This is a genomic window from Pseudomonas sp. BF-R-26 (assembly GCF_019947395.1).
GTDB lineage: Bacteria > Pseudomonadota > Gammaproteobacteria > Pseudomonadales > Pseudomonadaceae > Aquipseudomonas > Aquipseudomonas farris.
Genome location: NZ_JAGYGK010000004.1, coordinates 177,594 through 202,147, shown reverse-complemented (window position 1 = coordinate 202,147; position 24,554 = coordinate 177,594). Strand labels below are relative to the sequence as shown.

Genomic DNA, 24,554 nt, shown 5'->3' with positions numbered 1-24,554 from the left:
GATCGAGGTTGGTCACAGATCTGTGTTCCACCCCAGACCACTGTGGGAGCGGGCTTGCCCGCGATGGCGGACTGACAAACAACATAAATGTTAAATGGGCATTGTTATCGACCTGACGATCCAAGGATCTTCCATGGCAAACCAACAACTTTTCCTCGGCATCGACTGCGGCACCCAAGGCACCAAAGCCATTGTCCTCGACGCGCACAGCGGTCAGGTCCTCGGTCAGGGCGCCGCCGCCCACAGCCTAATCAGCGGCGCCAATGGTCGTCGCGAGCAAGACACCGCTCAATGGCTGGAAGCCTTTACCCTGGCCACCCACCGCGCATTGCTCGCAGCAAATGTAGACGGTCAGGCGATCCTCGGCATCGGCGTTTCCGGCCAGCAACATGGCCTGGTGCTGCTCGACGATCGCGGCCAGGTGCTGCGCCCGGCCAAGCTCTGGTGCGACACCGAGTCCACGCCGGAGAACGACCGTTTGCTCGCCCATCTGGGCGGCGAAAAAGGCTCACTGGAACGCCTCGGCATCGTCATCGCGCCGGGTTACACCGTGTCCAAGCTGCTCTGGAGCAAAGAACAACACCCGGAGGTATTCGCCCGAATCGCCCGCATCCTGCTGCCCCATGACTACCTCAACTTCTGGCTCACCGGCCGCAGTTGCAGCGAGTATGGCGATGCCTCGGGCACCGGTTATTTCAACGTGCGAACCCGCCAGTGGGACTTGCAACTGCTGCGCGACATCGACCCGACCGGACGCCTGCAAGCCGCGCTCCCGGAATTGATCGACGCCCACCAACCGGTCGGCACGATCCTGCCGAGTATCGCCGAGCACCTCGGCATCAACCCCAAGGCGCTGGTCTCCAGCGGTGGCGGCGACAACATGATGGGCGCCATCGGCACCGGCAATATAAAGCCCGGCGCGATCACCATGAGCCTCGGCTCCTCGGGAACGGTTTACGCCTATGCCGAACAAGCGAACGTCAGCCCGGATGCCTCGGTCGCGACGTTCTGCTCCTCCAGCGGCGGCTGGCTGCCATTGATCTGCACGATGAACCTGACCAACGCGACCGGCGCGATTCGCGAGTTGTTCGAACTGGATATCGAAGCGTTCAACGCCTTGGTCGCGCAAGCGCCGATCGGTGCCGACGGCGTGTGCATGCTGCCGTTCCTCAATGGCGAACGCGTCCCCGCCCTGCCCCATGCCAGCGGCAGCCTGCTGGGGCTGACCATGACCAACCTGACCCGGGCCAACCTGTGCCGCGCCGTGGTGGAAGGCACCACCTTCGGTTTACGTTACGGGCTAGACTTGTTGCGCCAGAATGGCTTACAAAGCCGCTGCATCTGCCTGATCGGCGGCGGCTCGAAGAGTCCGGTGTGGCGACAGATCGTTGCTGACATCATGAATACGCCAGTGATTTGTACCGAACAAAGCGAGGCCGCGGCCCTCGGCGCAGCGATTCAGGCGGCGTGGTGCAAATCCTGGGCAAACGGTCACGAAGACAGCCTGGCGGACTTGTGCGAGCGCTGCGTGAAGCTCGATCTGGCCAGTGAAACCTTACCGATTACAGAAAATGTGGCGGCCTGTCAGCAGGCCTACGAACGCTATCAACAGCATGTCGCAACCCTTTAAAGAGCGAGCAATTATGTATTTGGTGTGTGGCGAAGCGCTGTTCGATTTCTTCAGCGAAGATGATGCCAGTGGCCTGGCATCCAAAGTGAATTTCAAGGCAATTGCCGGCGGCTCGCCGTTCAACGTGGCCGTAGGTTTGCGCCGTTTGGGCGTGGACGCCGCGCTGTTCGGCGGGCTGTCGACCGATTACCTCGGCCGCCGTTTGCAGCGAGTGCTGCAGGATGAAGGTGTGTGCCCGGACTACCTCGTGGACTTTGCCGCACCGACTACCTTGGCGATGGTCGCGGTCGGTGCCAATGGCTCGCCCCATTACAGCTTTCGTGGCGAAGGCTGCGCTGATCGGCAGTTGAGCCTGGCGCATCTGCCAGAGTTGGGCCCTGAAGTGCGCGGGTTGCACGTCGGCTCGTTCTCGCTGGTGGTGCAACCGATTGCCGATACGTTATTGGCATTGGTGCAACGGGAAAGCGGCAAACGCCTGATCAGCCTCGACCCGAACGTGCGCCTGAATCCCGAGCCGAACATCGAGTTGTGGCGCTCGCGGATTGCCACGCTGGTGGAGCTGGCGGATCTGATCAAGGTCAGCGACGAAGATTTGAGTCTGCTGTACCCCGAGCAAGATCCTCAGCGCGTAATCGAAGGCTGGCTGGAGCATCGCTGTCAGTTGGTGTTCCTCACCCGAGGCGGCGAAGGCGCAACGGTGTTCAGCCGTGCCCACGGTTCGTGGTCGGTGCCGGCCTGTTCGGTGAAAATTGCCGACACCGTGGGGGCTGGCGATACGTTTCAGGCAGCGTTGATTACCTGGTTGACCGAGCAACAACTGGATTCGGTTGGAGGTCTGCAACAGCTGAGTCGCGAGCAAATTGACGCGATGCTCAGGTTTGCAGTGAGCGCTGCGGCGTTGACCTGCAGCAAGACCGGGCCGGATTTGCCGTATCGGCGACAGTTGGGCTGACATCGGCGCTCCCCGCCTCCTCTACTACGACAGGCCCTGATTTCAGGACCTGTCGGTGGACCGAAACAACAGACAGTCTTTTATATTTTTTAGATATATTTTTATTTCGATTTAAAGTTGTATCAGCCCAATCAAAAGACAAGCGGCCATTGACAGCTTTATATTCTTTACCTCAACAAGAATAGTTATAGCAATTTACGCTTACCACAAGCTCAAAACAAAATAACCACACAACACCAGCGACATATTAACTTTGTAAGCCTTTAACCTCCCCATCTGTCAGACAGCACTGTATTTGCTCGCATACAACCCCCATCCTATTGAATTAAATCAATAAAACAGACAGCCCTTGTATGTTTATGCCGGCAAAATAAAACTGCCGCTGAACGCAATATTGGTTTAATTAAAAACAACCAGCCAGTTACTTGACCACTACACGCCTTCAACTAATATCTTTTCCACGCACAGCTCAGGTAAGGATTATTGCTGTGCGCTCATCCTTATACCCCCACAACAGGAAAAGGAACTCCAACATGGAAAGTGTCGCTATCTCAGCTGCCCAAATTAACTGGAACGGCGGACAACGCATTACTCTCACCGCAGGAGATACAGCCACCTGTACCGCGCTTAGCCCCGGCCAGCTTTATGGCATCTTCATCTACAACTCGGCTCAAAATGACACCAATTCGACTGTCTCCGTGAACTGGAGCAACAGCCAGCCGCCCGTACCGATCACCGTGCCTGGCACCACGGCCAATGCAGGCCTGGCATCGTTGGGTTTTGTCTCGGGCACCGATACTCAAACCGTTTCGGTTTCACTGCCCAGCAACGCCGGTAACTCCCAGGTCGAAATCTGGCTGGGAAGTGTCAGCATGCCGACCAATACATCGGGGCTGACCAATTATCCGCTGCCGGCCGATGGTGAGCAGCACCCGTTCAACAAGTACACCCGTTACTATGCGGTACCCCCCTCGAAATGGATGAACCTGACGATTACCAGCACCATTACACAGTTCCTCTCCTGCCAGCTCCGTGAGGCGCAAGCGACCGTGTTTGTCGTCAATGAGACTTCAAACGGCCTCCTTGCCAATCAGGTCACCAACATTGGGCCTACTGCGGGTGCGGCTGGGAACGTAAAGATCGTTTATTCGCAGATTCAGAGCATCACCAATAATCTGCAAGGCGACGGCACGCAATGGGTGTGGATGGATGCTGACAGCCAGCAAGACTCTCAGAGCGCGACCATTTCCTTGCAATCGCTTTGAATTTCTTGGCTGAGTAACAAGGAAGGCCCCACCCTGTGGGGCCTTCCTTTATTTGTATTTGGTGCGACGGCCAATCGCCTCGAAAAATACCCGTATTCATTGCGCAAAACCTCGGCTATAGGGGAAAGCCTGATACCCGTCAGCCCCCGGCCCTACGGCATTTCAACCTTGATAATGGCACTTTAATGCTGCACCATCCGCTCCTGCTTTTTCAAAGGACGGAAATCAAGGCATGCTGGACGCAAACGCAACCCATATCTCCCTCACGCTCGAAGGCGTTTCCGTCGACCTGCAGGTCCTCAGCTTCGTCGGCCGCGAAGCCCTCAACCAGCCGTTCTGTTTCGACATCGAACTGGTCAGCGCCCGCCCCGACCTGAAACTCGAAGAGCTGCTGCACAAGCCCGGTTGCCTGACCTTTGGCGCCACCGGCCAGGGCAAAATCCATGGCCTGGTCTACCGCATCGAGCAAGGCGATTCCGGCAAAAGTCTGACCCGCTACAGCATCAGCCTGGTGCCGCAACTGGCCTACTTGCGGCACAACCACGACCAGCAGATTTTCCAGCATTTAACTGTGCCGAAGATCATCGCCCAGGTGCTTGAGGCGCGAGGCATTCTGGCCGACGCCTACAGCTTCCAGCTCGGCGCGATCTACCCCGAGCGCGTGTACTGCGTGCAATACGACGAATCCGACCTGCACTTCATCCAGCGCCTGTGCGAAGAGGAAGGCATTCACTTCCACTTCCAGCACTCGACCAGCGGCCACAAACTGGTGTTCGGCGATGACCAGACGGTGTTCCGCAAACTCGCGCCGGTGAGCTACCAGCAAGACTCCGGCATGGCCGCCAAGAAACCGGTGATCAAGCGCTTCAATCTGCGCCTGGAAACCCGCACCACCCGCGTCAGCCGCCGCGACTACGACTTCGAAAAACCACGAATCCTTCCTGAAGGCACCGCCAAAAGCGAATTCGCCCCGGACCTCGAAGACTACGACTACCCCGGCCACTTCACCGACCGCGCGCGCGGCAAGCAACTGGCAACCCGCGCCCTGGAACGCCATCGCAGTGACTACCGACTGGCCGACGGCAAAGGCGATGAACCGACCCTGGTCAGCGGCCACTTCATGGCCCTGAGCGAACACCCGCGCGCCGAGTGGAACGACCTCTGGCTGCTGCTGGAAATCGTCCACGAAGGCAAGCAGCCACAAGTGCTCGGCGAGAACATCACCAGCGACGTCACCGACAATAAAGATGACTTCCAGCAGGGCTACCGCAACCGTTTCCTCGCCACCCCGTGGGACGCGCATTACCGCCCTGCCCTCGAACACCCGAAACCCAAAGTATTGGGCAGCCAGACCGCCATCGTCACCGGCCCGCCGGGGGAAGAAATCCACTGCGACCAATACGGCCGCGTCAAAGTGCAGTTCCACTGGGACCGCGACGGCCAGGGCAACGACACCAGCAGCTGCTGGCTGCGCGTCGCCACCGGCTGGGCCGGCAACGCCTACGGCGGCATCGCCATCCCGCGAATCGGCATGGAAGTGCTCGTCACCTTCCTTGAAGGCGACCCGGACCAACCGCTGATCACCGGCTGCCTGTACCACAAGGGAAACGTCGTCCCCTACGACCTGCCGGCGAACAAAACCCGCAGCACCTTCAAAACCCTCAGCTCACCGGGCGGCAAGGGTTACAACGAGTTTCGTATCGAAGACAAGAAAGGCGCGGAACAGATCTACCTGCACGCCCAGCGCGACTGGGATGAAAACATCGAGCACGACCAGAAAATTCGTGTCGGCAATGAGCGGCATGACACGGTCGAGGCCAATGCGTTTAGCGAGTTCAAGGTCGAAGAACATCGCGTTACCCATCTCGACCGCAAGACCGAAGCGCGGGCTGATGATCACCTCACTGTCGGCGTGACTCAGCACCTGAAGGTGGGGACTGCGCAGTTTGTCGAGGCGGGTCAGGAGATTCACTACCATGCTGGGGAGAAAGTGGTGGTTGAGGGTGGCATGGAGCTCACAGCCAAGGCTGGTGGGAGCTTTGTGAAGATTGATGCGGGGGGCGTGACGATTAGTGGGGCTGAGGTGAAGGTGAATTCTGGTGGTGGGCCGGGAGCGGGTTCAGGTACCCAGGCATTAGGTCCATTGATCCCGTTAGCAGCTGCAATCGCGAGCGCCGGTCAACTTTTAGAACGAAAAACAGTTCTCGAGAAAACAGACCATGACTTGGATTTCTTGATTACTGATCAAAACACGGGTTTACCGTTGAAAAATTTTCCTTATGTCATCAAAACCTCTTCGGGCAAGAGCCTGGCGGGACGTACCAATGATGAAGGAAGAACTGGAAAAATAAAAAGTGCAGAAGCGGAAATGGCTGTGATTGAGGTGTATGACGACATCCCCCCTATCAATCCAGGATGGGACGCTTGATATGCCTAAATTGAAACCTTTGGCCACAAGCCAAAAAGCGTTGACTCCGGTAACCGATAAAACCCCGGCTTCAGTCGTGGTAGATGACAGTAAGCGTTTGAAGGAAATCAGGAAGCTGGTTGAAGCCAACAACAAGTCCTCGATTGATACAAACACTATCATTTGCCAAATCTACATGGAGTCCCGCTTTGACGCTCACGCAGGAGCCAAACAAGACGCGCGCGGGCTTATGCAAGTTCAGCTGGCAGGCGTAAAGCAAGTATTTAAATATCGAAAAAAGAAAGAGCTTGGTCATATGCCAAGCGACAAGCAAACCAAAGACACTTTTGATGAAGGGCAACGGCTTTACGCTGCGGGAAAGCTCTTTGACGAAGCAACAAACATACAGATCGGCACCGAGTACATGCAGTACTGGATAGATATATCCAGCTCAATTGAAGAGGCCTACAAAAAGTACCGAGGCCTTTCCAACGGGGTTTATTATAAAAAAATAAGTGCCTGTGCCGCCAAACTCGCAGCCAGTCCCGACTCAATGCAGGTACTCAGGGATAATATAAAGTGAAAAGCGCATGGCTGTATTTAATCACTATTCTGTCAATAGGGAACGCTTGTGCGGAGCCGCCCAAGTCAATTCTCCATTGCCCTTTGTCTGATGGGACACAGGTGTCTTTACTGGCCGAGTCAACCGCAGAGGGCCAGCGCTTATTTCTTGAGCTCGATCAGAAAACACAAACTGCATTTACAGACATGCCCGATACCGACTTTGTCGGGCAGGTGGTCCTGGCAAAGTGTGTTTCCTCCAGTTTTATATTTGCACTCAACTACGGCTCGCCATACTTGAAAGGTGTTGTTTTACGCAAAAACCCCGTCAGTCATTCGATCGAACGAATCGATTTTGCAGAGAAGTCCCTGCCCCGCTGGCTTTATCTTGGACAAGAGCAAATGCGGCTGGTCATTCCAAATATCGGGAACGAGGTCTCGGGAAAGTTTCTGGTCTATGACTATTTCGTAGGAAAAGGGCAACCAGAGGAAGCTGGTAGTGTTGATGCTCCGCCAGATACTCATGGGTTCAAGGTTTTACGCCTGAAATGAGCGCTTCATCCCATCGAGTGCATCACCGTCGGACATCTAGCTTCAAAGCCTACCCCACAGGAGGCAGGCTTAAAGGTACGGCGTCAGGCTGGGGCTTTCCATCCCATCATCCGTTGCTGTGCAACCTGCAACAGATCGCAACCATCCTGAGTCAGCAGGTAAAGCGCGTGGGTAATGTGCGGAATGTCCTGAACATCGCCGTGCTTGAAGCATAGGCAGTGGAGCGTTTCAAGTAACTGGCTGGAGGCCCGGATGCGCTGGAGAGCGGATTCGAGGATATCTTGGGGATTGGCTTCTGTGTCGATCACCAAGGGATTTGAGTCGGTAATGCTGCTTTTGATTGAACGATAGCGAACAGGAAACGGGTTGAACGTTGGCATAAGAATTACTCAAACGTTAGTTAAGTAACCGCCAGCACCGTGACCAAACGATGGAGGCGGACTGTGTACAGGCTTGGTCAACCGATAACCCGCAAATCGGCTCGCCCGAAGGCGTCCAGCACACAGCCGCCATAACAACGCACAACGAAGACAAAGATGTCCGTAGGGCGAATGATGGCACATATGTATGCGGGATATCAGGTGACCAAACCTGTTCGCTGATTTTGCAGCGATGCCAAACAGTAAACGCTGGTTGCAGGTCGGCGAAAGACGACAAGGCGCCCAAGCTTGTAGGAACCAGCCGAACCTCCCTCAGTTTTTTTTTACCTACATGAAACCTCTGTCAGAAACCTCCTCACGACAGGTAATACTGTTCACTTAAGCAATGCGATCTGTAGCAGCTGGCGAAGCCTGCGTTCGGCTGCGAAGCAGTCGTAAAATCAGCCATTGCGCTGCGTCAGGTACACCACTACAGCCGGATTCACGACTGCTACGCAGCCGAACGCAGCCTTCGGCAGCTGCTACAAAGAATGCGTCGCGGCTGAAATTGCTTAAGTGAACAGCGTTACCTCACGACAGGCGGCATACAACCCGGTTAACCATCGCTTAACCCCACGGTCCAAAACTTTACTGGACCGCACGCCCTCAGCTTTCTCTGACGCCCAGTGCGGCAGGTTCGACGTTCTTCAGTCGAACTGACCTTCCCTCTGCACTGGAGAAGCATCATGAACATGCGAACACTACTGATAACTACCGCCCTTGCCTGCACCGCGTTCGCAGGTTTCGCTCAGGCCAACGATACGTCGTCCTCCCAGGCAGTGCCCTATCACTACGGCATGCCGCTTCATGTGGGCAAAGTCGTTTCCCTGACTGAGCCATCGACGCTGGAATGCCAAGTCGTGACGGCTAACATGAAGTACATCGACAAGTCGGGTAAGCCTGCGGAAATTACGTACCGAAAACTTTCTGACGCGTGCAGTTATCAGAACTGACAGAAGATTCTGATTCGGTGTTTGGCGGTAGGCTTGTGAGGGTTCTGACGCTATGCTTCGGCGTCTCCCTCACTGCCGAAAGGATTCGCCATGCAGTTCTCGTTTCGCACGCTGTCGACATTCACCGCCGCCCTTTGTTTTCTGCTGGCGCTGGTCTGGGGTTTGATGCCGCAATGGTTGCTGGCGATCTGGAGTATCGAGTATTCGTCCGCGTCGGGTGTTATCGCCAGGCGCAGTGCGGTGCTGTTCGGCGCATTAGGGGTGATGTTCTATCTCGCACGGCAGGCACCGCCCTCGGCGGCGCGAAGCGCGATGTGCAACGGCTTTATGGTGGGGTGTTTCGGTTTGGCAGCGCTGGGCCTCGGCGAATGGCTCAATGGTCATGCAGGGCCGGGTATTTTACTGGCGATCCTGGTGGAATTGGCGCTGGGCCTGGGGTTTATCCAGACCCGGCGCGTGTCGCTCGAACTGGGTGAAAACGCCGGTTAATGGGCTTTTGACGTCGGGTGCAACAGCTGGCTGTGCGCATTGTGCGCAAGGTCGGTGCGTAACTCGGCTATCAGATTATTGATTTCCCGACACCCGTTGAGGTGATGGGCATCTATGCCGGTGACGAACAGGTCGAGATGGTCAGTCTCGCTGTCCGAATACACCTTGACGGTCATCGACAGGTCCGGCGACAGCGTGCATTGGCAGCGTTTCGGAAGAAAACTGCTTTCAACGATATTGCGTAGTTCCAAGGCAGAAAGAAACATGGCCACCCTCTCGGTATTGTGAGATTGCCAATCAAAAATCAATGTCGCTCGGAGCTCAGATCGCCCGTTCTTTTCGTCCGTGCGGGTTTCATCGTTCCAACGTCCGACCGTTTTCTTGTTTCAGCGCTGACTCAACAGGGATCGCGGTCAGCTCAAGACAGCTTCAGCATAAAACATGCCCAGAATTTCGCTCTGCACCTCGTCGGCGAATCAAGGATTGGCGGGGGTGGCTATAAAGCGACTCGTGCAAAATGCAAGAAAGGACTGTTTCCAACGCTGCATTTTGCATCCCCCCGATCTCGGATTTGCATTGACTGAGGACGGTAGTAAGAATGCGGCCCATCCATTCAGTATCCGCTGACCCCACACACACGCAAGGAGGCATCATGGGTGCTTTGCCGCTTAACACGACCGTCGGGCTGATAGTTGCCGTTTTGTCGTCCGTAGCCCACGCCGCAACCCTCGAAAACGTCGCGCCATATCCCAAGCCTGAGAGCGGTTTTACCCGCCAGGTCATTCACCTCGCCCCGCAACACCAGGAAGACGGCTATCAGGTCGAGATTCTGGCCGGCAAGACTCTGACCGTGGACTGCAACCGTCAGCACCTGGGCGGCAGGCTTGAGGAAAAAAACCTTGAGGGCTGGGGTTACCCGTATTACCGGCTGGAAAAAGTCACCGGCCCGATGAGCACGCTCATGGCCTGCCCGGATGGCAAGAGCAAAAAGGACTTCGTGCCGGTGGTCGGTGACGGTTTCAGGCTGCGCTACAACAGCAAGCTGCCAATCGTTCTCTACGTGCCCAAGGACGTCGAAGTACGCTACCGGATCTGGTCGGCGTCGAGTCATGTCGAGAAAGCTGTTCAGGAATAACCGGCCCGTCCCTCACGCCGGGGCGCCGCTCAACGCGGCGCGCTCCGCCACGTGCCGCAAACTGTCGAAATTGATGTTCGCTCCGGAATCAATGGCCACCAGGGTCTGACCCCGGGCGCCGGTTCGTGCCACGTACTGCTTGATCCCGGCCACGGCCAGTGCGCCGGAAGGTTCGGTGATCGAGCGGGTATCGTCGTAGATGTTCTTGATGGCGGCGCAGAGTTCGTCGTTGCTGACGGTCATTACCTCATCGACGCAGAACCGGCAGACCTCGAAACCATGGGCGCCGATCTCTGCAACGGCCACGCCATCGGCGAAGGTGCCGACGGTTGGCAGCACCACCCGTTCGCCGGCCTGTAATGCAGCCTGCAAGCAGGCGGAATGTTCCGACTCGACGCCGATGATGCGGACTTCAGGACGCAGGTATTTGACGTATGCGGCAATCCCGGCGATCAAGCCACCTCCGCCCACCGGAACGAAGATCGCGTCCAGCGGCCCTTGGTGTTGCCGTAGGATTTCCATGGCGACGGTGCCCTGCCCCGCGATCACGTCCGGATCGTCGAAGGGCGAGACAAAGGTGCCACCGGTTTGCCGTGCCAGGCTCAGCGCGTACTCCAGGGCAAACGGAAAACTCTCGCCATGCAGCACTGCATCGGCACCTCGGCTGCGAACCCCGTGCACCTTCAATTCCGGTGTCGTGCAGGGCATGACAATGGTTGCGGCAATCCCCAACTCACGGGCCGCCAACGCTACGCCTTGGGCATGATTGCCTGCCGAGGCCGTGATCACGCCACGAGCTTTCTGTTCGTCGCTCAGGTTCACCAGTTTGTTGTAGGCACCGCGGATCTTGAAGGAAAACGTCGGTTGCAAGTCTTCGCGCTTGAGCAGGATCTGATTGCTCCATGCCTCGGACAAGGCTGGTGCCGCTTGCAATGGCGTGCGCACGGCGAGTTCATAAACCGGCGCGGCGAGGATTTTTTTCACGTAGTGCTCAAGCAAGCTCTGCTGGGCGGGGGTGCTGCTCATGGTCGTCTCCTTTACGGTATCCGGGTTTACGCGGTCGGCGTAGGAGCTGCCGAAGGCTGCGATCTTTGCGTTTCAAGATCAAAAGATCGCAGCCTTCGGCAGCTCCTACACCGGTTGCGTGTGCCCGGTAAGCTCAAACCCAAGAGACAGAAAGTAAAAACCCGCCTCTAGGGCGGGTTGGGTGCTGCAGTCGTGAGCTAGCCCGCCAAATAAGGAATGGCGGTAATAATGCTTGGCTGGCAGCGCAATACGGTGGAAGTCATGGCTGGAAATTAGCCGGACGCTGATGGCAAGTCAATGGCCAATTTTCAAGGGCCGCTGTAGGCTGGCGATCTGCTCATTGTCCCAAGGAAGGAAACCATGAAGTCTGTCGCCCTGCCCCTCATTGCCTTGATCGCTTTCGCCGGCTACACCGTTTCGGTGATGCTGCAGGCCGAGCAGTCGTTGCTCGACTTCGGCATCAGCCTGATGTCGCGGCCAGATACCGCGCAGGTGGTGATCGATTTGTACCTGTTGGCGACGCTTGCCGGTATCTGGATGTACAAGGATGCGCGCAAGCGTGGGCAGTCGGGGTTGTCGGTGGTTCCCTATCTGTTGGTGACGGCGATTTTTGTGTCTGTCGGGCCGTTGTTGTACCTGGTGGTGCGGGGGCTTCAACGCCGCAAGAACTCCATCGATGCCACTCAACAAGCATGATCCGGATTTGGTCTGATTTTGAGATGGCTATCGCGAGCAGGCTCGCTCCCACAGGGGGCTGTGCCGGACTCGAAAGTTGGGCTCCCCAGATCAAAATGTGGGAGCGAGCCTGCTCGCGAAGGCGATCTGACAGCCGCCGAAGTCACCTCGCCAGGCGCTTGAGGCCAATCACCATCACTCCCGCCCCCAGCATCATCACCGTCAGAAACAACGGATAGGAAATCCACCACGGCGTGCCGGCGGTCATCATGCTGAACTCGGACATGCCGCCAATGCTCGCAATCAGGTTCAACGGCAGAAACACCACGTTGATCAACGTCAGTTTGCGCAGCAGGTTATTCATGCTGTTGTTCATCAGATTGCCCCGCGCATCGATCAGCCCGGAGAACACCGTGGAGTAGATTTCCGCCTGTTTGTAGCACTGGTTGTTTTCGATGATCAGATCGTCAATCAAACCAATGGCTTCAACGCTGAAGTGTTCCTTTGCCGCATGATTACGCAGCCGGGTCAGGACCGCGCCGTTGCTGTGAATGGCGTTGATGTAATAGATCAGGCTTTCGCTGAGGTTGAACATCTGGATCAGATGCTGGTTCTGCATCGAGGCATTGAATTTCTGCTGCAACTCCCGGGCAACCATCTTGATCACCTTGAGGTGCCCCAGATAGTGGTGAATGTTGTTGAACAACAGGTCGAGCAACACATCCAGTGGCGTCTTCAGTGACTGCCGCGTGCCGAGGCCGCTGAGCGGCGAGTCGTCGGTGGCGATAACCAGCAGACGCCCTGGGGAAAACAGCAAGCCGCAGGACGACACCTCGAAGGCCAGGCTGCCGCCGCCGGAGTAGTTTTCCGGGCGCTTCCAGATCAGGAACAGGTTGTCGGGGTGAAACTCGATGCGCGACACCTCGTCGGGGTCCAGGGCCGAGGCCAGAGCGTGTTCATCGAGCTTGAAATGGCTGTGCAACAGATCCCGTTCGGCCGCATCGGGGTTACTGAATAGCATCACCTCGGCGTCTAGCCGTTCGACCGCTTGCAAGCCGCCGTGGCTCAGATCAAAGCTCTTGATCATCGGCCGCTCACCAGGCCTGGCCGCGGCGCTTGAGCTCCAGCCGACGGACAAACTCTTCCAGCACCAAGGAATACAAATCGTCCTGCAAGTAGGCGTCTTCGATGCCGGCGTCCATGTTCGGGTTGTCGTTGACTTCGATCACCACCACTTTGTCGCCGGACTGCTTGAGGTCGACGCCGTAGAGGCCGTCGCCAATGAGATTCGCGGTTTTCACCGCCAGTTCAACCACCGCTCGCGGCGCTTCGTGAACCGCCAGGGTGCGGCATTCGCCGTTGATGTCCTGGCCTTTGGCTTTGTGGTTGTAGATCTGCCAATGGCCCTTGGACATGAAGTACTGGCAGGCAAAGATCGGTTTGCGGTTGAGCACGCCAATGCGCCAGTCGTATTCGGTGTAGAAGAATTCCTGGGCGAGCAGCAACACCGAGTGCTCGAACAGTTCGGCAGTCGCCTCGAGCAAGGCTTGCTGGCTTTCGACCTTGATGACGCCCTTTGAGAAACAACCGTCGGGTATCTTCAGCACCAGTGGAAATCCCAGACGCTCGCCTACCCGCTCGAAATCTTCCGGTCGTTCCTTGTAGAGGATTTCAGTGGCGGGCATACCCAGCTGATGGCTCTTGAGCAAATCAGTCAGATAAACCTTGTTGGTGCAGCGCAGGATCGACGCCGGGTCATCCATCACCACTAAACCTTCGCTCTCGGCTTTTTTGGCGAAGCGGTAGGTGTGGTTATCGACGCTCGTTGTCTCGCGGATCAGGAGCCCGTCGTATTCGGCGATTCGTGCGTAGTCCTTGCGTTCAATCAACTCGACGTCGATGCCTAGTGTCCTGCCGACCCTGATGAAGTTGTCCAAAGCCTTGGGATTGGAGGGCGGCAATGCTTCTTGCGGATCGTGCAGAATGGCCAGGTCATAACGGGCCAATCGCCTGGAGCGCGGCATGCGCCAGATCTTGCGACTGAAACTGTCGAGCGCATTAGCGAACTGATCTTCCTGATCGTCACGCAACTTATGCAAGGTGCCAAACTTTACACCTTCGATGTGCCAACCGTTAGTTCGACGAAACTCAACTAGCAATATCGGACAAGGAAAGGCTTCGAACAATTGTCGAGCCAGATCCTGTAATGGCTCGATAGTGGTTTTTCCGAAGTACAGTGTCAGGGTAAACCCTTCGGTATCGCTGTAAAGGTGATTGCTGAGGGCCTTTTCCAGGGTTTTATCCAGATCATCCAGGGCCAGGCCATACAGGGATTTTCGGGTCAGTTCGCTGATGGTCCGCACCGACGGAATAACCTTGTGCCCCCGCGCTTCTGCCAGCAGCGAGCAGTAATAACCGTGCCCGAGGTACTTGTAGCTGCGGCACAGGTTGATCACCTGAACCCGCTTGCCCTGCTCGTTGTCACGGGTCTGTTCGAGGTATTCCTGGGCGGTGACGATGTCTTCACTGGGGAAGTAGGAGGCCCAGTCTTCCTTGCGTTCGACGATGATCATCAACTGGCTGGAAGTTCTGATCGCGCCATTTAAATAGTTTGCAGAAGTTATTGCTGTGGGTAACGTTTGCTCAGATACTTCGCGCCAATGACCTTGTACCGCTGACATAGTGATTGATCCATTGAAGAACAAGACCTTTCCTATTAAGCACGAACTTTTTCGAAAGTCCCGTTTCGTTACGCAACTTTTACGGCGGTCAAATGAATCCTGTTTTTCGCTTGGCGATAGTTGAAGACATACCGGCACTGCTGGCACTTGAACAGCAATGTTTCACCACGGACCGGCTCAACAGTCGCAGTTTTCAATGGATGATCACTCGGGCTCACGGGCAACTGCTGGTGGCCCAACGTGGCGAGCAATTAGTGGGCTATGCGGTGGTGCTGTTTCACCGGGGTACTTCATTGGCGCGCCTGTACTCGATTGCGATAGTCCTTGATGCTCGCGGCAGTGGACTGGGCAAGCAATTGCTCGAACGTGTCGAGGCCTGCGCCATTGAGCATGATTGCGCCTACCTGCGGCTGGAAGTGCGCATCGACAATCCGTCGGCGATTGCTCTGTATGAGCGCAACGGCTATCGGCGTTTCGCGCTGATTCACGACTATTACCAGGACCATGCCGACGCGCTGCGATTGGAAAAACGTATCCTCCAGCACCGCGATTCACGCAACATCAAGGTGCCTTACTACCCGCAGACCACCGAGTTCACCTGTGGCCCGGCCTGCCTGCTGATGGCCATGGGCGCGCTGCAAGACGATCGAGCGCTGGAGCGTGGCGAAGAGCTGCAAATCTGGCGCGAGGCGACCACGGTGTTCATGACGTCTGGCCACGGTGGCTGCAGCCCTCAAGGCCTGGCGCTGGCAGCGTGGCGGCGTGGCTTTCGGGTGCGACTGCAGCTGAGCATGGCCGGGCCGCTGTTCCTCGACGGTGTGCGCGATGCGCATAAAAAAGACGTAATGCGCCTGGTACACGAGGAGTTCACGGCGCAGTTGCAAGCCACCGACGTGGAGCGAATGATCGGCGGACCACTGGATCTGCCACGGTTACTGCACGATGGCGGACAACCGCTGGTATTGATCAGCAGCTATCGCCTGACCCGTTCCAAGGCACCGCATTGGGTGATCGTCACCGATTGCGATGAAGAGTTCGTCTACTTGCACGATCCGGATGTGGATCACAGCCAGCATCGTCAGCCGATGGACTGCCAGCACTTGCCGGTCAGCCATGGGGAATTCGACAAAATGTGCAGTTTTGGGCGAGGCAAGCTGCGGGCGGCGGTGATTCTCTATGCTCCCCGGTGACCCCCCCTGTAGCAGCTGGCGAAGCCTGCGTTCGGCTGCGCAGCAGTCGTAAAATCATCCACCGCGGTGGCTCAGGTAGACCGAGGCCAGGATTGACGACTGCTGCGCAGCCGAACGCAGGCTTCGCCAGCTGCTACAGGGGGGTTAGTTACTTCAGGCCAAGCTTGTACAGCCCCCCGTCATCTTCATCGGTCAGTACATACAAATAACCATCCGGCCCCTGCCGCACATCGCGAATTCGTTTATTGAGCTCACCCAACAACCGCTCTTCGTGAACAACTTTGTCGCCTTCGAACTGCAGGCGAATCAGCTCCTGACTCACCAGCGCCCCGATAAATACGTTGTGCCGCCAGGCCTTGAAGCGATCGCTATCGTAGAAGGCCATGCCGCTCAGGCCCGGGGATTTTTCCCAGACATGGTGCGGGCCCACAGTGCCTTCGGCGGTTTCGCCTTTGGCTTCCGGGATCGGCAGGCCGGAATAGTTGATGCCGTGGGTTGCCATCGGCCAGCCGTAATTTTTGCCTCGTTCAATGATGTTGATCTCGTCGCCGCCCCGAGGGCCGTGCTCGTTTTCCCAGAGTGTGCCGCTCCAGGGGTTGAGGGCCGCGCCTTGCGGGTTGCGTTGGCCGTAGGACCAGATTTCCGGGCGAACGCCTTTTTGCCCGACAAAAGGATTGTCCTTCGGCACTTTGCCGTCCGGGTAGAGCCGCACGATCTTGCCTTGCAGTTTGTCGAGATCCTGCGCCGTGGGCCGGTCGTTGTTCTCGCCCAAGGTGATGAACAGATAACCGTCGCGGTCGAACACCAGTCGCGAGCCGAAGTGATTGCCGACCGAGAGCTTGGGCTCCTGACGGAAGATCACCCGGAAATCCTTGATCGCCGTCAGGTCTTCCGACAACCGTCCGCGGCCAACCGCCGTGCCGGCCTTGCCGCCTTCACCGCCCCCTTCGGCGTAAGACAGATAGACCATGCGGTCTTGCTTGAAATCGGGTGACAACACCACGTCGAGCAATCCGCCCTGCCCCTTGGCCCAGACCTGAGGCACGCCATTGAGCGGACCCGAGAGTTTGCCGTCTGCGCTGACCAGCCGCAGGTTGCCAGGCCGCTCGGTCACCAGCATCCCTTGGCGGTCGGGCAGAAACGCCAGCGCCCAAGGATGCTCCAGGCCTTTAACGATCGGCGTGAGCTCAAGGGTGCCCTGCTCACTTTTTATATCCTGTGTCGGCGCCGCGAAAACGGGCGCAGTGGCTGTCAACAACGCGCTGGCGCAGAAGGTGGCCAAGAGGGTTTTACGCAACATGCACGATTCCTTTTGTCGTCAAAATGGCTGGCAAGACCTCTGTCCTGCCGTTCAACGGTAGTTGCGGTTCGAGTCCCGGGGCGGTGGATTGGGAATGAACTTCGGTTGGCTGGTGGGCGCCGGTCGATCTTGCGGATAGCGGTTGCCGATCCCACCGTTATCCAGCGTTGGCGGTCGTGGCACAGGCACCGTGTTTGGGCCGCGAATCACCGGGATGCTCGGCTGGGTGCCTTGCATGCTGTTGGGATTGGCCCGGCGAATCGGGCTGTTGTAGGGATTGTTGTTGGTGCTGCCCGGCAGGTTCTGCGCCAGCAGCAAGGGCGAGGACGGCGATGCGGCGTCTGCCAGAGCCAAAGGACTTAGCACGCCACTCAATGCCATCGCGATGACGCCGAGCACACATCGGTTCATGAGGACCTCTCTAAATGAGCGTGCCACGCTTCATGGATGAATGAAGCCACGCTACGCCCAGGGTTCGGATTTGTTAACTAAAACCTCCTCCACAAGATGTAACACGAGTTAACCGCACCGCCGATCCGCCCGCAGGACCGGGCCGCCGCTGGCTGAAACTTTTGCCCTTGGCCACAGGTCACCAGAACATCAATCGACGAGATCACGACGATGGCACGGGCAATCTGGAAAGGCGCAATCAGTTTCGGTCTGGTGCACATCCCCGTGGCGCTGGTTTCGGCGACGTCTTCGCGCGGGATCGATTTCAACTGGCTCGACCGCCGCAGCATGGACCCGGTCGGCTACAAGCGCATCAACAAGGTCACCGGCAAGGAAGTCACCCAAGAGCACATCGTCAAGGGAATCGAGTACGAAAAGGGACGTTACGTGGTGCTCAGTGAAGAGGAGATTCGCTCGGCTCATCCACTGTCGACCCAAACCATCGACATTTTTGCCTTTGTCGGCAGTGAGCAGATCCCCCTGCAAAACATCGACACGCCCTACTACCTGGCGCCGGACAAACGCGGCGGCAAGGTCTATGCGCTGTTGCGCGAAACCCTCAGTAAAACCGACAAGGTCGCCCTGGCTCGCGTTGTGTTGCATTCGCGCCAGCACTTGGCGGCCCTCATGCCGCTGGAATCAGCCATGGTGCTGGTGATGCTGCGCTGGCCCGCCGAAGTGCGCAGCCTTGATCAACTGGAACTGGGCAGTGAAGTGACCAAGCCGGATCTGGCCAAAGGTGAGCTGGAGATGGCCAAACGGCTGGTGGAGGACATGAGTGCCGACTGGACACCCGAGGAGTACCGCGACAGCTTTGAAGACAAGATCATGGCGCTGGTGGAGAAGAAGGCGAATGAAGGCAAGATCGAAGATGTCGAAACCGTTACCGGTGAAGAGGAGCGCAAGACGGCGGATGTTATCGATCTGACCGAACTGCTCAAACGCAGTCTTGGTGGCAAGGGTAGCGGTAAAGCGACCAGTAAACCGGCCACCAAAGCCAAATCTACTGCAGAGAAAAAACCTACGAAACGGTCTAGTGGCTGACCGATCACAGTAGCATTCCTAAATTATGCAGTGAAAATACAGGCCTCTTCGCGGGCAAGCCCGCTCCCACAGGTTCGGCGGCGTTCGCTGAATTTGTATTCGACTCGGATACTGTGGGAGCGGGCTTGCCCGCGATGGAATCATGCGCCACAACGCAAAACTCAGATCAAAACAAAAATCGCCAGCAACCCACCAAAAATCGCCCACTTCTCCAGGTAGTAGCGAGTGCGGTTACGCTTCTTGAGCGCTTTGCCGCGCAGGCGAATCTTGTAGATTTTGGCGAACAAGCGGTTGATACCACCGACCTTGTCGCCGGCATCGTTCGGCGCTCCCGCAGCCGCCATCACCGTGCGGCTGAACCAGCGGTTGAACGCCGTCGCCCAGCGATACTTCATCGGCCGCTCAATGTCACAGAACAGGATGATGCGGTTCTGCTCAGTCGTGTTTTCGGCGTAATGAATGAAGGTCTCATCAAACATCACCGCTTCGCCATCACGCCAATGATAATTCTCACCGTCGACGTTAATGTAGCAACCGGCATCGTTCGGCGTTTCCAGCCCCAAGTGATAACGGTACGAACCGGCATACGGATCGCGGTGACGGACCAGTTTCGAACCCGGTGGCAGTTCGGCGAACATCGCGGCCTTGATCGAGCCGATGCTTTGCACCAGTTCAGTCGTGCGCGGGCAGAGCTTTGCGGCCGACGGGTGACTGTCGCCGTACCATTTGAGATAGAAACGTTTCCAGCCACTTTTGAAAAACGAGTTGAAACCAACGTCGTCGTACTGATTTGAACGCTTGATCTCCCCAGCCTTGAGCAGATTCAGGCCTTCGGCGCGAATCTCTTCCCAATGAGCCTGCAAAGGGCTCAAGTCGGGAAAGTCTGCCGGATTGAGATAAGGCTTATTGGGTGTTTTCGAAAACAGATAAAGGAAGCAATTGATCGGTGCCAGAAACGTCGAGTGGTCGCTCAGTTGACGGCCAAATTTGTGGCGCACCTTACCGCGCAAGTGAACATACGCGATGGAGATGACATAAATAGCGGCAATGATAAGTTTCACGAAAATCGTCACACGTCAGAAATGAACAAACTGGGTCCCGATGGCGCGTTCTTGAGTCAATGCCGGCGGTCGGCATGGGGTCGAAAGATGGCATTTTAGCCACACTTTGTAACTAATAGTTAACCTTCAACTGTGAAAATGTGTCCACGGATACCGCCAAAGCGCCGACGACCCAACATGGGAATGCACAGTAACGCGAACCGCCCACCCGATAGTAGCCACCTGCCACGCCACCATTCGTCGCATATGAAAATCTGGTGCGGAATACGCAACATGTCTGGCGTAGGCTTTGCACCGGTCGGACGTAGCAGCCCCGGAACGACGTAATTCTGACGCGGCGGCAATTAAATTAACACTTAAGGACTCCAGCGATACGCTTGGTCAGTCACCGGAGATGTAACGTGTCAACTCTCAATGAAATCGCAGCGAACCACGCGAGAATGGCTAAGGCAAAAGAAGAAGAGTCGACCGGACTGAATGAGCGGCACCTTCAAATAGTGGGAAGTTTCGAAATCCCATCTATCGATGAACAACAACACATTCCACTGCACCTCATTACTGGAGGGCAGGACAACCATCTCGGACAAGCCGCTGGCTACTTGCTCTGAGTCTCGACCTGGTCAGTCGCCGGCTTGTCGCACGCCGTTCAACGTGCGGCAAAGCCAGACTTTCCCGCTGAGCGACAAATAGTCATTGGCACCACTGCGACTCACAGGGGATTGCGTCGTTGTCGCCGTCCATTTTCATTCCTGGGCAATTTTTCAGAAAGTTTTTGGCCTCTGCGCACGAGGTCATCTGCGAACAATATTTTCGCCCATCACATTTGAATGGCGCTGAAACAGGCTTCGGCGCAGTCACGACTATAGAGACTTCTTTAGAGACTTCTTTGGGATTCGATAGTTGAACCGCAGCCCAGGACTGTAGTTCAGGGGAAAGCTTCCAAGCCAACAGACCAACAACAAGCATCACCAAAATCAGTTTCATTTTGATCCCATCCATGATGAGAGACTGTTTGCGTTCTCACGTTGCCTGCTTTCCAGCGTAACCCATTTATCCACTCACAGCGGGAGATGGCGGGTAAGAAGCGCGCCTTGGGTCATGGGAGTATCTGCGAGCCGCTATCGATCAGGTGATGGTTAGCGGTCATGACAAGGAAACGCCAGCGCGCCCGGAAATCCGGCCCCTGACGAAGAAGAATAGCCCCCTCCCCACCTTCTGCTGTCACGCATGGCATGGAGAGACGAGTCTGAATTGGTGCCCACCCTGACCAAGTGCTGGCCATTCAGCAATCCATCTGAAACACACGAGGCCGGGCAAGCGGTGCTGACTTTACCCAGAGCCACGCCAAGTGTCCCGAACACAACACTGAACAAAAATAACATTGAGGTGGCCTCTGAGTTTCCCGGCCTATCCAGGATGAGCCCTCCTCAGACAGACCCCGGTTCTGCACAAACCGTGGCCGAACCTCAAAGAAGCGTGCGACACGTTATCGCCCACCGTACAACTGCCGTCACACTTATGCGACAATATGCGCAATGTCTGGCATGAATCCCGCCTTTTTGCCCAACAGCTTGGACACAGCGTCCAGATGCTGCTCTCGACTTATGCGCGCTGGTTGAACTCTAGCGGTGACTGGGGAGAGATGGAGTGAATCTCCAGAATGTCCCAGGAATGGCCCAAGCGCCAAATGCGCAGCTCGCAACCCATTGATAGGTAAAGTAATTGATCTCCACAGCTAACATCACGATGCAGTTCGGCGCCAAGCCGCTATTCGAAAACGTTTCGGTCAAATTCGGCGCCGGTAACCGCTACGGCCTGATCGGTGCCAACGGTTGCGGCAAGTCGACCTTCATGAAAATCCTCGGTAACGACCTCGAGCCGTCCGGCGGCCAGGTCATGCTCGAGCCGAACGTGCGTCTGGGTAAATTGCGCCAGGACCAGTTCGCCTACGAAGAATTTACCGTGATCGACACCGTGATCATGGGTCACGAAGAGCTGTGGAAGGTCAAGGCCGAGCGCGACCGCATCTACTCGCTGCCGGAAATGACCGAAGAAGACGGCATGGCCGTGGCCGAGCTGGAAACCGAATTCGCTGAAATGGACGGCTACACCGCCGAATCCCGTGCCGGCGAGCTGTTGCTGGGCCTGGGTATCGGCATCGAGCAGCACTTCGGCCCGATGAGCGAAGTGTCCCCGGGCTGGAAACTGCGCGTATTGCTGGCGCAGGCACTGTTCTCCGATCCTGAAGTGCTGTTGCTCGACGAACCGACCAACCACCTGGACATCAACACCATCCGCTGGCTGGAAAACATTCTGACCCAGCGCTCCAGCCTGATGATCATCATCTCCCACGACCGTCACTTCCTGAACAGCGTGTGCACCCACATGGCTGACCTGGACTACGGCGAGCTGCGCCTGTTCCCGGGCAACTACGACGAGTACATGACCGTGGCGACCCAGTCCCGCGAGCAACTGCTGTCGGACAACGCCAAGAAGAAGGCGCAGATTTCCGAGCTGCAATCGTTCGTCAGCCGCTTCTCGGCCAACGCCTCGAAAGCCAAGCAAGCGACCTCCCGCGCCAAGGCGATCGACAAGATCCAGCTGGCCGAAGTCAAGCCTTCGAGCCGTGTGAGCCCGTTCATCCGTTTCGAACAAACCAAGAAGCTGCACCGTCAGGCGGTCATCGTCGAGCGCATGGCCAAAGGCTTCGACGGCAAGCCGCTGTTCAAGGACTTCAGCTTCCAGGTTGAAGCCGGCGAGCGCGTGGCGATCATCGGCCCGAACGGTATCGGTAAAACCACCCTGCTGCGTACCCTGGTCAACGAATTGACTCCGGATGCCGGTACCGTGAAATGGACCGATGCCGCGGAGCTGGGCTACTACGCCCAGGATCACGCTCACGACTTCGAAGACGACTGCAACCTGTTCGACTGGATGGGCCAATGGACCCAAGGTGGCGAGCAAATCGTTCGCGGCACCCTCGGTCGCATGCTGTTCTCCAACGACGAGATCCTCAAGTCGGTCAAGGTCATCTCCGGTGGTGAGCAAGGTCGCATGCTGTTCGGCAAGCTGATTCTGCAAAAGCCGAACGTGCTGATCATGGACGAACCGACCAACCACTTGGACATGGAATCCATCGAGGCGCTGAACCTGGCGCTGGAGAACTACCCGGGCACGCTGATCTTCGTCAGCCACGACCGTGAGTTCGTATCGTCCCTGGCCACCCGCATCATCGAGTTGAGCGCCGATGGCGTGATCGACTTCAGCGGCACCTATGACGACTACCTGCGTAGTCAGGGTGTTTTGATGTAAGACGGCTGCAAGCTTCAAGTGAAAAGCCCTGTCCTTGTGACGGGGCTTTTTTTATTTCAAATCCAAAACGTCTTGGTGCTGAGACCATCGCGAGCAGGCGATGTAAATGCTGAAGGCCTATGCTGACCTGCAATCCACATAGTTAGCCTGCTTCCTTTTATTCCCCTCCCACGCCATGATGCAGTTCTCCTACCGCCGCCCGCGAACGAGCTCTCATGTCTGTGCAGCAACTGCCTCCGCAAAGCTCAATGGCGATCACCCTGCAGATCGTCTCCATCGTTTTCTATACCTTTATTGCCTTCCTCTGCATTGGCCTGCCAATTGCGGTGTTGCCGGGGTATGTCCATGAGCAGTTGGGGTTCAGCGCCATCGTGGCGGGGCTGACCATTGGCTCCCAATACCTGGCTACCCTGCTCAGTCGGCCCATGGCCGGCCGCATGTCTGACAGCATTGGCACAAAACGGGCGATTGTTTACGGGTTGTCGGGGATTGCATTGAGCGGCGTGCTGACATTGCTGTCGACCCTGCTGCAAAGTGTGCCGTTGTTGAGCCTGATCATCCTGATCGCTGGCCGCTTGTTGCTGGGCATCGCTCAGGGGTTGATCGGAGTAGGCACAATCAGTTGGTGCATGGGCCAGGTCGGTGCCGAGCACACGGCGCGTTCGATTTCCTGGAACGGCATCGCCTCATACGGCGCCATCGCTATCGGCGCGCCGCTGGGCGTGGTGATGGTCGCTGAACTGGGGTTCGCCAGCCTCGGGATCGCGCTGTCGTTACTGGCCCTGCTGGCGCTGCTGTTGATCCGCAACAAACCTTCGGTGCCGGTGATTCGCGGCGAGCGCCTGCCGTTCTGGGCGGTGTTCGGGCGAATTGCGCCCTTCGGCGCGAGCCTGAGCCTGGCGTCCATCGGTTACGGCACACTCACCACTTTTATTACCCTGTATTACGTCAGCCTTGGCTGGACCGGCGCGGCTTATTGCCTGACGGTATTCGGGGTCTGTTTCATTCTGGCGCGACTGTTGTTCATCTCCAGCATCAGCCGTTTCGGCGGCTTCACCTCCGCCATTGCCTGCATGACCATTGAAACCGTCGGGCTGGTCCTGCTGTGGCTGGCGCCCTCGACGGGTTATGCCTTGATCGGCGCGGGGCTGACCGGGTTCGGCCTGTCGCTGGTGTATCCGGCGCTGGGAGTGGAAGCGATCAAGCAAGTGCCCAATTCCAGTCGCGGAGCGGGATTGAGTGCTTATGCGGTGTTTTTCGATCTGGCGCTGGCGATTGCCGGGCCGCTGATGGGCGCAGTGGCGTTGAATCTGGGGTATTCGTGGATTTTCTTTAGTGCGGCGTTGTTGTCGATAACCGGACTCGGTTTGACCCTGCTGCTGAAACGCCGGGCGATGGCCTGACACCTGCAATCCCCTGCTCGCGATGGCGGCAGGACACTCAACAAATCAG

Annotated in this window: 23 protein-coding genes and 2 pseudogenes; 16 read left to right on the top strand and 9 right to left on the bottom strand. The window is 56.9% G+C overall.

The features are described from left to right. Positions 1-133: 133 nt before the first annotated feature. The 6 genes from xylB to KGB18_RS06925 all read left to right on the top strand — a co-directional run bounded on the left by xylB (position 134) and on the right by KGB18_RS06925 (position 7,367). Positions 134-1,630, top strand: coding sequence for a xylulokinase (gene xylB, locus KGB18_RS06950; protein WP_223569588.1), 1,497 nt, complete (start codon positions 134-136; stop codon positions 1,628-1,630). A gap of 13 nt (positions 1,631-1,643) precedes the next feature. After that, the gene (locus KGB18_RS06945) at positions 1,644-2,582 is read left to right on the top strand and encodes a carbohydrate kinase family protein (protein WP_223569587.1); all 939 of its coding nucleotides are present in this window, start codon (positions 1,644-1,646) and stop codon (positions 2,580-2,582) included. Positions 2,583-3,115: 533 nt separating this feature from the next. After that, positions 3,116-3,847: a hypothetical protein gene (locus tag KGB18_RS06940; RefSeq protein ID WP_223569586.1), complete on the top strand. Its 732-nt coding sequence runs from the start codon at positions 3,116-3,118 to the stop codon at positions 3,845-3,847. Positions 3,848-4,079: 232 nt separating this feature from the next. Then, positions 4,080-6,275: a type VI secretion system tip protein VgrG gene (locus tag KGB18_RS06935; RefSeq protein ID WP_223569585.1), complete on the top strand. Its 2,196-nt coding sequence runs from the start codon at positions 4,080-4,082 to the stop codon at positions 6,273-6,275. A 1-nt stretch (position 6,276) separates the two neighbouring features. Then, positions 6,277-6,837 (top strand): transglycosylase SLT domain-containing protein, encoded by a 561-nt coding sequence (locus KGB18_RS06930; RefSeq protein WP_123722856.1) that lies wholly within the window; start codon positions 6,277-6,279, stop codon positions 6,835-6,837. Between the two features lie 101 nt (positions 6,838-6,938). Next, positions 6,939-7,367, top strand: coding sequence for a hypothetical protein (locus KGB18_RS06925; RefSeq protein WP_223569584.1), 429 nt, complete (start codon positions 6,939-6,941; stop codon positions 7,365-7,367). Between the two features lie 83 nt (positions 7,368-7,450). Here the strand turns inward: KGB18_RS06925 and KGB18_RS06920 are convergent, their stop codons facing one another. Beyond that, positions 7,451-7,747 carry a hypothetical protein gene (locus KGB18_RS06920; protein WP_223569583.1) on the bottom strand — a complete coding sequence of 99 codons (297 nt, stop codon included), beginning with the start codon at positions 7,745-7,747 and terminating at the stop codon, positions 7,451-7,453. A gap of 725 nt (positions 7,748-8,472) precedes the next feature. Here KGB18_RS06920 and KGB18_RS06915 point away from each other — a divergent pair. Further along, the gene (locus KGB18_RS06915; RefSeq protein ID WP_123722859.1) at positions 8,473-8,739 is read left to right on the top strand and encodes a DUF2790 domain-containing protein; all 267 of its coding nucleotides are present in this window, start codon (positions 8,473-8,475) and stop codon (positions 8,737-8,739) included. 90 nt (positions 8,740-8,829) lie between these two features. Then, positions 8,830-9,228, top strand: coding sequence for a hypothetical protein (locus tag KGB18_RS06910; RefSeq protein WP_223569582.1), 399 nt, complete (start codon positions 8,830-8,832; stop codon positions 9,226-9,228). Here the strand turns inward: KGB18_RS06910 and KGB18_RS06905 are convergent. Beyond that, positions 9,225-9,494 (bottom strand): DUF1652 domain-containing protein, encoded by a 270-nt coding sequence (locus tag KGB18_RS06905; protein WP_123359563.1) that lies wholly within the window; start codon positions 9,492-9,494, stop codon positions 9,225-9,227. The two genes, KGB18_RS06910 and KGB18_RS06905, sit on opposite strands and share 4 nt — an antisense overlap. A 386-nt stretch (positions 9,495-9,880) precedes the next feature. Here KGB18_RS06905 and eco point away from each other — a divergent pair, with 386 nt between their 5' ends. Next, entirely contained in the window at positions 9,881-10,363 is a 483-nt protein-coding gene (gene eco, locus KGB18_RS06900) for a serine protease inhibitor ecotin (RefSeq protein WP_123722861.1), read from the top strand. A 30-nt stretch (positions 10,364-10,393) separates the two neighbouring features. On the opposite strand, the pseudogene ilvA reads toward eco, so the two are convergent. Next, positions 10,394-11,389, bottom strand: a pseudogene (gene ilvA / locus KGB18_RS06895) (threonine ammonia-lyase, biosynthetic); the annotation flags it as partial. A gap of 360 nt (positions 11,390-11,749) precedes the next feature. Between ilvA and KGB18_RS06890 the strand changes: the two are divergent. Continuing rightward, positions 11,750-12,085 carry a DUF2834 domain-containing protein gene (locus KGB18_RS06890; RefSeq protein ID WP_223569580.1) on the top strand — a complete coding sequence of 112 codons (336 nt, stop codon included), beginning with the start codon at positions 11,750-11,752 and terminating at the stop codon, positions 12,083-12,085. Positions 12,086-12,227: 142 nt separating this feature from the next. Here the strand turns inward: KGB18_RS06890 and KGB18_RS06885 are convergent, their stop codons facing one another. Both KGB18_RS06885 and KGB18_RS06880 read right to left on the bottom strand, forming a co-directional pair. Next, a complete protein-coding gene (locus KGB18_RS06885; RefSeq protein WP_123722864.1) occupies positions 12,228-13,151 on the bottom strand; it encodes a magnesium transporter CorA family protein in 924 nt (307 codons plus the stop codon). A 7-nt stretch (positions 13,152-13,158) separates the two neighbouring features. Further along, the gene (locus tag KGB18_RS06880; protein ID WP_223569579.1) at positions 13,159-14,637 is read right to left on the bottom strand and encodes a RimK family protein; all 1,479 of its coding nucleotides are present in this window, start codon (positions 14,635-14,637) and stop codon (positions 13,159-13,161) included. A gap of 200 nt (positions 14,638-14,837) precedes the next feature. Between KGB18_RS06880 and KGB18_RS06875 the strand changes: the two genes are divergently transcribed. After that, positions 14,838-15,935, top strand: coding sequence for a GNAT family N-acetyltransferase/peptidase C39 family protein (locus tag KGB18_RS06875; protein ID WP_223569578.1), 1,098 nt, complete (start codon positions 14,838-14,840; stop codon positions 15,933-15,935). Positions 15,936-16,083: 148 nt separating this feature from the next. Here KGB18_RS06875 and KGB18_RS06870 read toward each other — a convergent pair whose 3' ends face one another. Beyond that, complete coding sequence (locus KGB18_RS06870) at positions 16,084-17,235, bottom strand: PQQ-dependent sugar dehydrogenase (RefSeq protein ID WP_223569577.1); 1,152 nt, start codon at positions 17,233-17,235, stop codon at positions 16,084-16,086. 51 nt (positions 17,236-17,286) lie between these two features. Beyond that, positions 17,287-17,646: a hypothetical protein gene (locus tag KGB18_RS06865; RefSeq protein ID WP_123722868.1), complete on the bottom strand. Its 360-nt coding sequence runs from the start codon at positions 17,644-17,646 to the stop codon at positions 17,287-17,289. Between the two features lie 210 nt (positions 17,647-17,856). Here KGB18_RS06865 and KGB18_RS06860 point away from each other — a divergent pair, with 210 nt between their 5' ends. After that, positions 17,857-18,729 carry a Ku protein gene (locus tag KGB18_RS06860; RefSeq protein ID WP_201060369.1) on the top strand — a complete coding sequence of 291 codons (873 nt, stop codon included), beginning with the start codon at positions 17,857-17,859 and terminating at the stop codon, positions 18,727-18,729. Positions 18,730-18,890: 161 nt separating this feature from the next. Here KGB18_RS06860 and lpxO read toward each other — a convergent pair whose 3' ends face one another. Beyond that, complete coding sequence (gene lpxO / locus KGB18_RS06855; protein ID WP_123722922.1) at positions 18,891-19,790, bottom strand: lipid A hydroxylase LpxO; 900 nt, start codon at positions 19,788-19,790, stop codon at positions 18,891-18,893. 401 nt (positions 19,791-20,191) lie between these two features. Here lpxO and KGB18_RS06850 point away from each other — a divergent pair, with 401 nt between their 5' ends. Further along, positions 20,192-20,398, top strand: coding sequence for a hypothetical protein (locus KGB18_RS06850; RefSeq protein WP_032836318.1), 207 nt, complete (start codon positions 20,192-20,194; stop codon positions 20,396-20,398). Between the two features lie 82 nt (positions 20,399-20,480). Here KGB18_RS06850 and KGB18_RS06845 read toward each other — a convergent pair whose 3' ends face one another. After that, positions 20,481-20,774, bottom strand: coding sequence for an excalibur calcium-binding domain-containing protein (locus KGB18_RS06845; RefSeq protein ID WP_038983425.1), 294 nt, complete (start codon positions 20,772-20,774; stop codon positions 20,481-20,483). 442 nt (positions 20,775-21,216) lie between these two features. Here KGB18_RS06845 and KGB18_RS06840 point away from each other — a divergent pair. The 3 genes and pseudogenes from KGB18_RS06840 to KGB18_RS06830 all read left to right on the top strand — a co-directional run. Continuing rightward, a pseudogene (locus KGB18_RS06840) lies at positions 21,217-21,441 on the top strand (site-specific integrase); the annotation flags it as partial. 71 nt (positions 21,442-21,512) lie between these two features. Continuing rightward, the gene (locus KGB18_RS06835) at positions 21,513-23,102 is read left to right on the top strand and encodes an ABC-F family ATPase (RefSeq protein ID WP_123722870.1); all 1,590 of its coding nucleotides are present in this window, start codon (positions 21,513-21,515) and stop codon (positions 23,100-23,102) included. A gap of 215 nt (positions 23,103-23,317) precedes the next feature. Continuing rightward, positions 23,318-24,505, top strand: coding sequence for an MFS transporter (locus tag KGB18_RS06830; RefSeq protein WP_052963369.1), 1,188 nt, complete (start codon positions 23,318-23,320; stop codon positions 24,503-24,505). The last annotated feature ends 49 nt before the right edge of the window (positions 24,506-24,554 follow it).

What these genes read in the sequence shown, in the direction of transcription:
- xylB (WP_223569588.1), top strand. Translation starts at nt 134, where the DNA reads ATGGCAAACCAACAACTTTTCCTCGGCATCGACTGCGGCACCCAAGGC.
- KGB18_RS06945 (WP_223569587.1), top strand. Translation starts at nt 1,644, where the DNA reads ATGTATTTGGTGTGTGGCGAAGCGCTGTTCGATTTCTTCAGCGAAGAT.
- KGB18_RS06940 (WP_223569586.1), top strand. Translation starts at nt 3,116, where the DNA reads ATGGAAAGTGTCGCTATCTCAGCTGCCCAAATTAACTGGAACGGCGGA.
- KGB18_RS06935 (WP_223569585.1), top strand. Translation starts at nt 4,080, where the DNA reads ATGCTGGACGCAAACGCAACCCATATCTCCCTCACGCTCGAAGGCGTT.
- KGB18_RS06930 (WP_123722856.1), top strand. Translation starts at nt 6,277, where the DNA reads ATGCCTAAATTGAAACCTTTGGCCACAAGCCAAAAAGCGTTGACTCCG.
- KGB18_RS06920 (WP_223569583.1), bottom strand. Translation starts at nt 7,747, where the DNA reads ATGCCAACGTTCAACCCGTTTCCTGTTCGCTATCGTTCAATCAAAAGC.
- KGB18_RS06915 (WP_123722859.1), top strand. Translation starts at nt 8,473, where the DNA reads ATGAACATGCGAACACTACTGATAACTACCGCCCTTGCCTGCACCGCG.
- KGB18_RS06910 (WP_223569582.1), top strand. Translation starts at nt 8,830, where the DNA reads ATGCAGTTCTCGTTTCGCACGCTGTCGACATTCACCGCCGCCCTTTGT.
- KGB18_RS06905 (WP_123359563.1), bottom strand. Translation starts at nt 9,494, where the DNA reads ATGTTTCTTTCTGCCTTGGAACTACGCAATATCGTTGAAAGCAGTTTT.
- eco (WP_123722861.1), top strand. Translation starts at nt 9,881, where the DNA reads ATGGGTGCTTTGCCGCTTAACACGACCGTCGGGCTGATAGTTGCCGTT.
- KGB18_RS06890 (WP_223569580.1), top strand. Translation starts at nt 11,750, where the DNA reads ATGAAGTCTGTCGCCCTGCCCCTCATTGCCTTGATCGCTTTCGCCGGC.
- KGB18_RS06885 (WP_123722864.1), bottom strand. Translation starts at nt 13,151, where the DNA reads ATGATCAAGAGCTTTGATCTGAGCCACGGCGGCTTGCAAGCGGTCGAA.
- KGB18_RS06880 (WP_223569579.1), bottom strand. Translation starts at nt 14,637, where the DNA reads ATGATCATCGTCGAACGCAAGGAAGACTGGGCCTCCTACTTCCCCAGT.
- KGB18_RS06875 (WP_223569578.1), top strand. Translation starts at nt 14,838, where the DNA reads ATGAATCCTGTTTTTCGCTTGGCGATAGTTGAAGACATACCGGCACTG.
- KGB18_RS06870 (WP_223569577.1), bottom strand. Translation starts at nt 17,235, where the DNA reads ATGTTGCGTAAAACCCTCTTGGCCACCTTCTGCGCCAGCGCGTTGTTG.
- KGB18_RS06865 (WP_123722868.1), bottom strand. Translation starts at nt 17,646, where the DNA reads ATGAACCGATGTGTGCTCGGCGTCATCGCGATGGCATTGAGTGGCGTG.
- KGB18_RS06860 (WP_201060369.1), top strand. Translation starts at nt 17,857, where the DNA reads ATGGCACGGGCAATCTGGAAAGGCGCAATCAGTTTCGGTCTGGTGCAC.
- KGB18_RS06845 (WP_038983425.1), bottom strand. Translation starts at nt 20,774, where the DNA reads ATGAAACTGATTTTGGTGATGCTTGTTGTTGGTCTGTTGGCTTGGAAG.
- KGB18_RS06830 (WP_052963369.1), top strand. Translation starts at nt 23,318, where the DNA reads ATGTCTGTGCAGCAACTGCCTCCGCAAAGCTCAATGGCGATCACCCTG.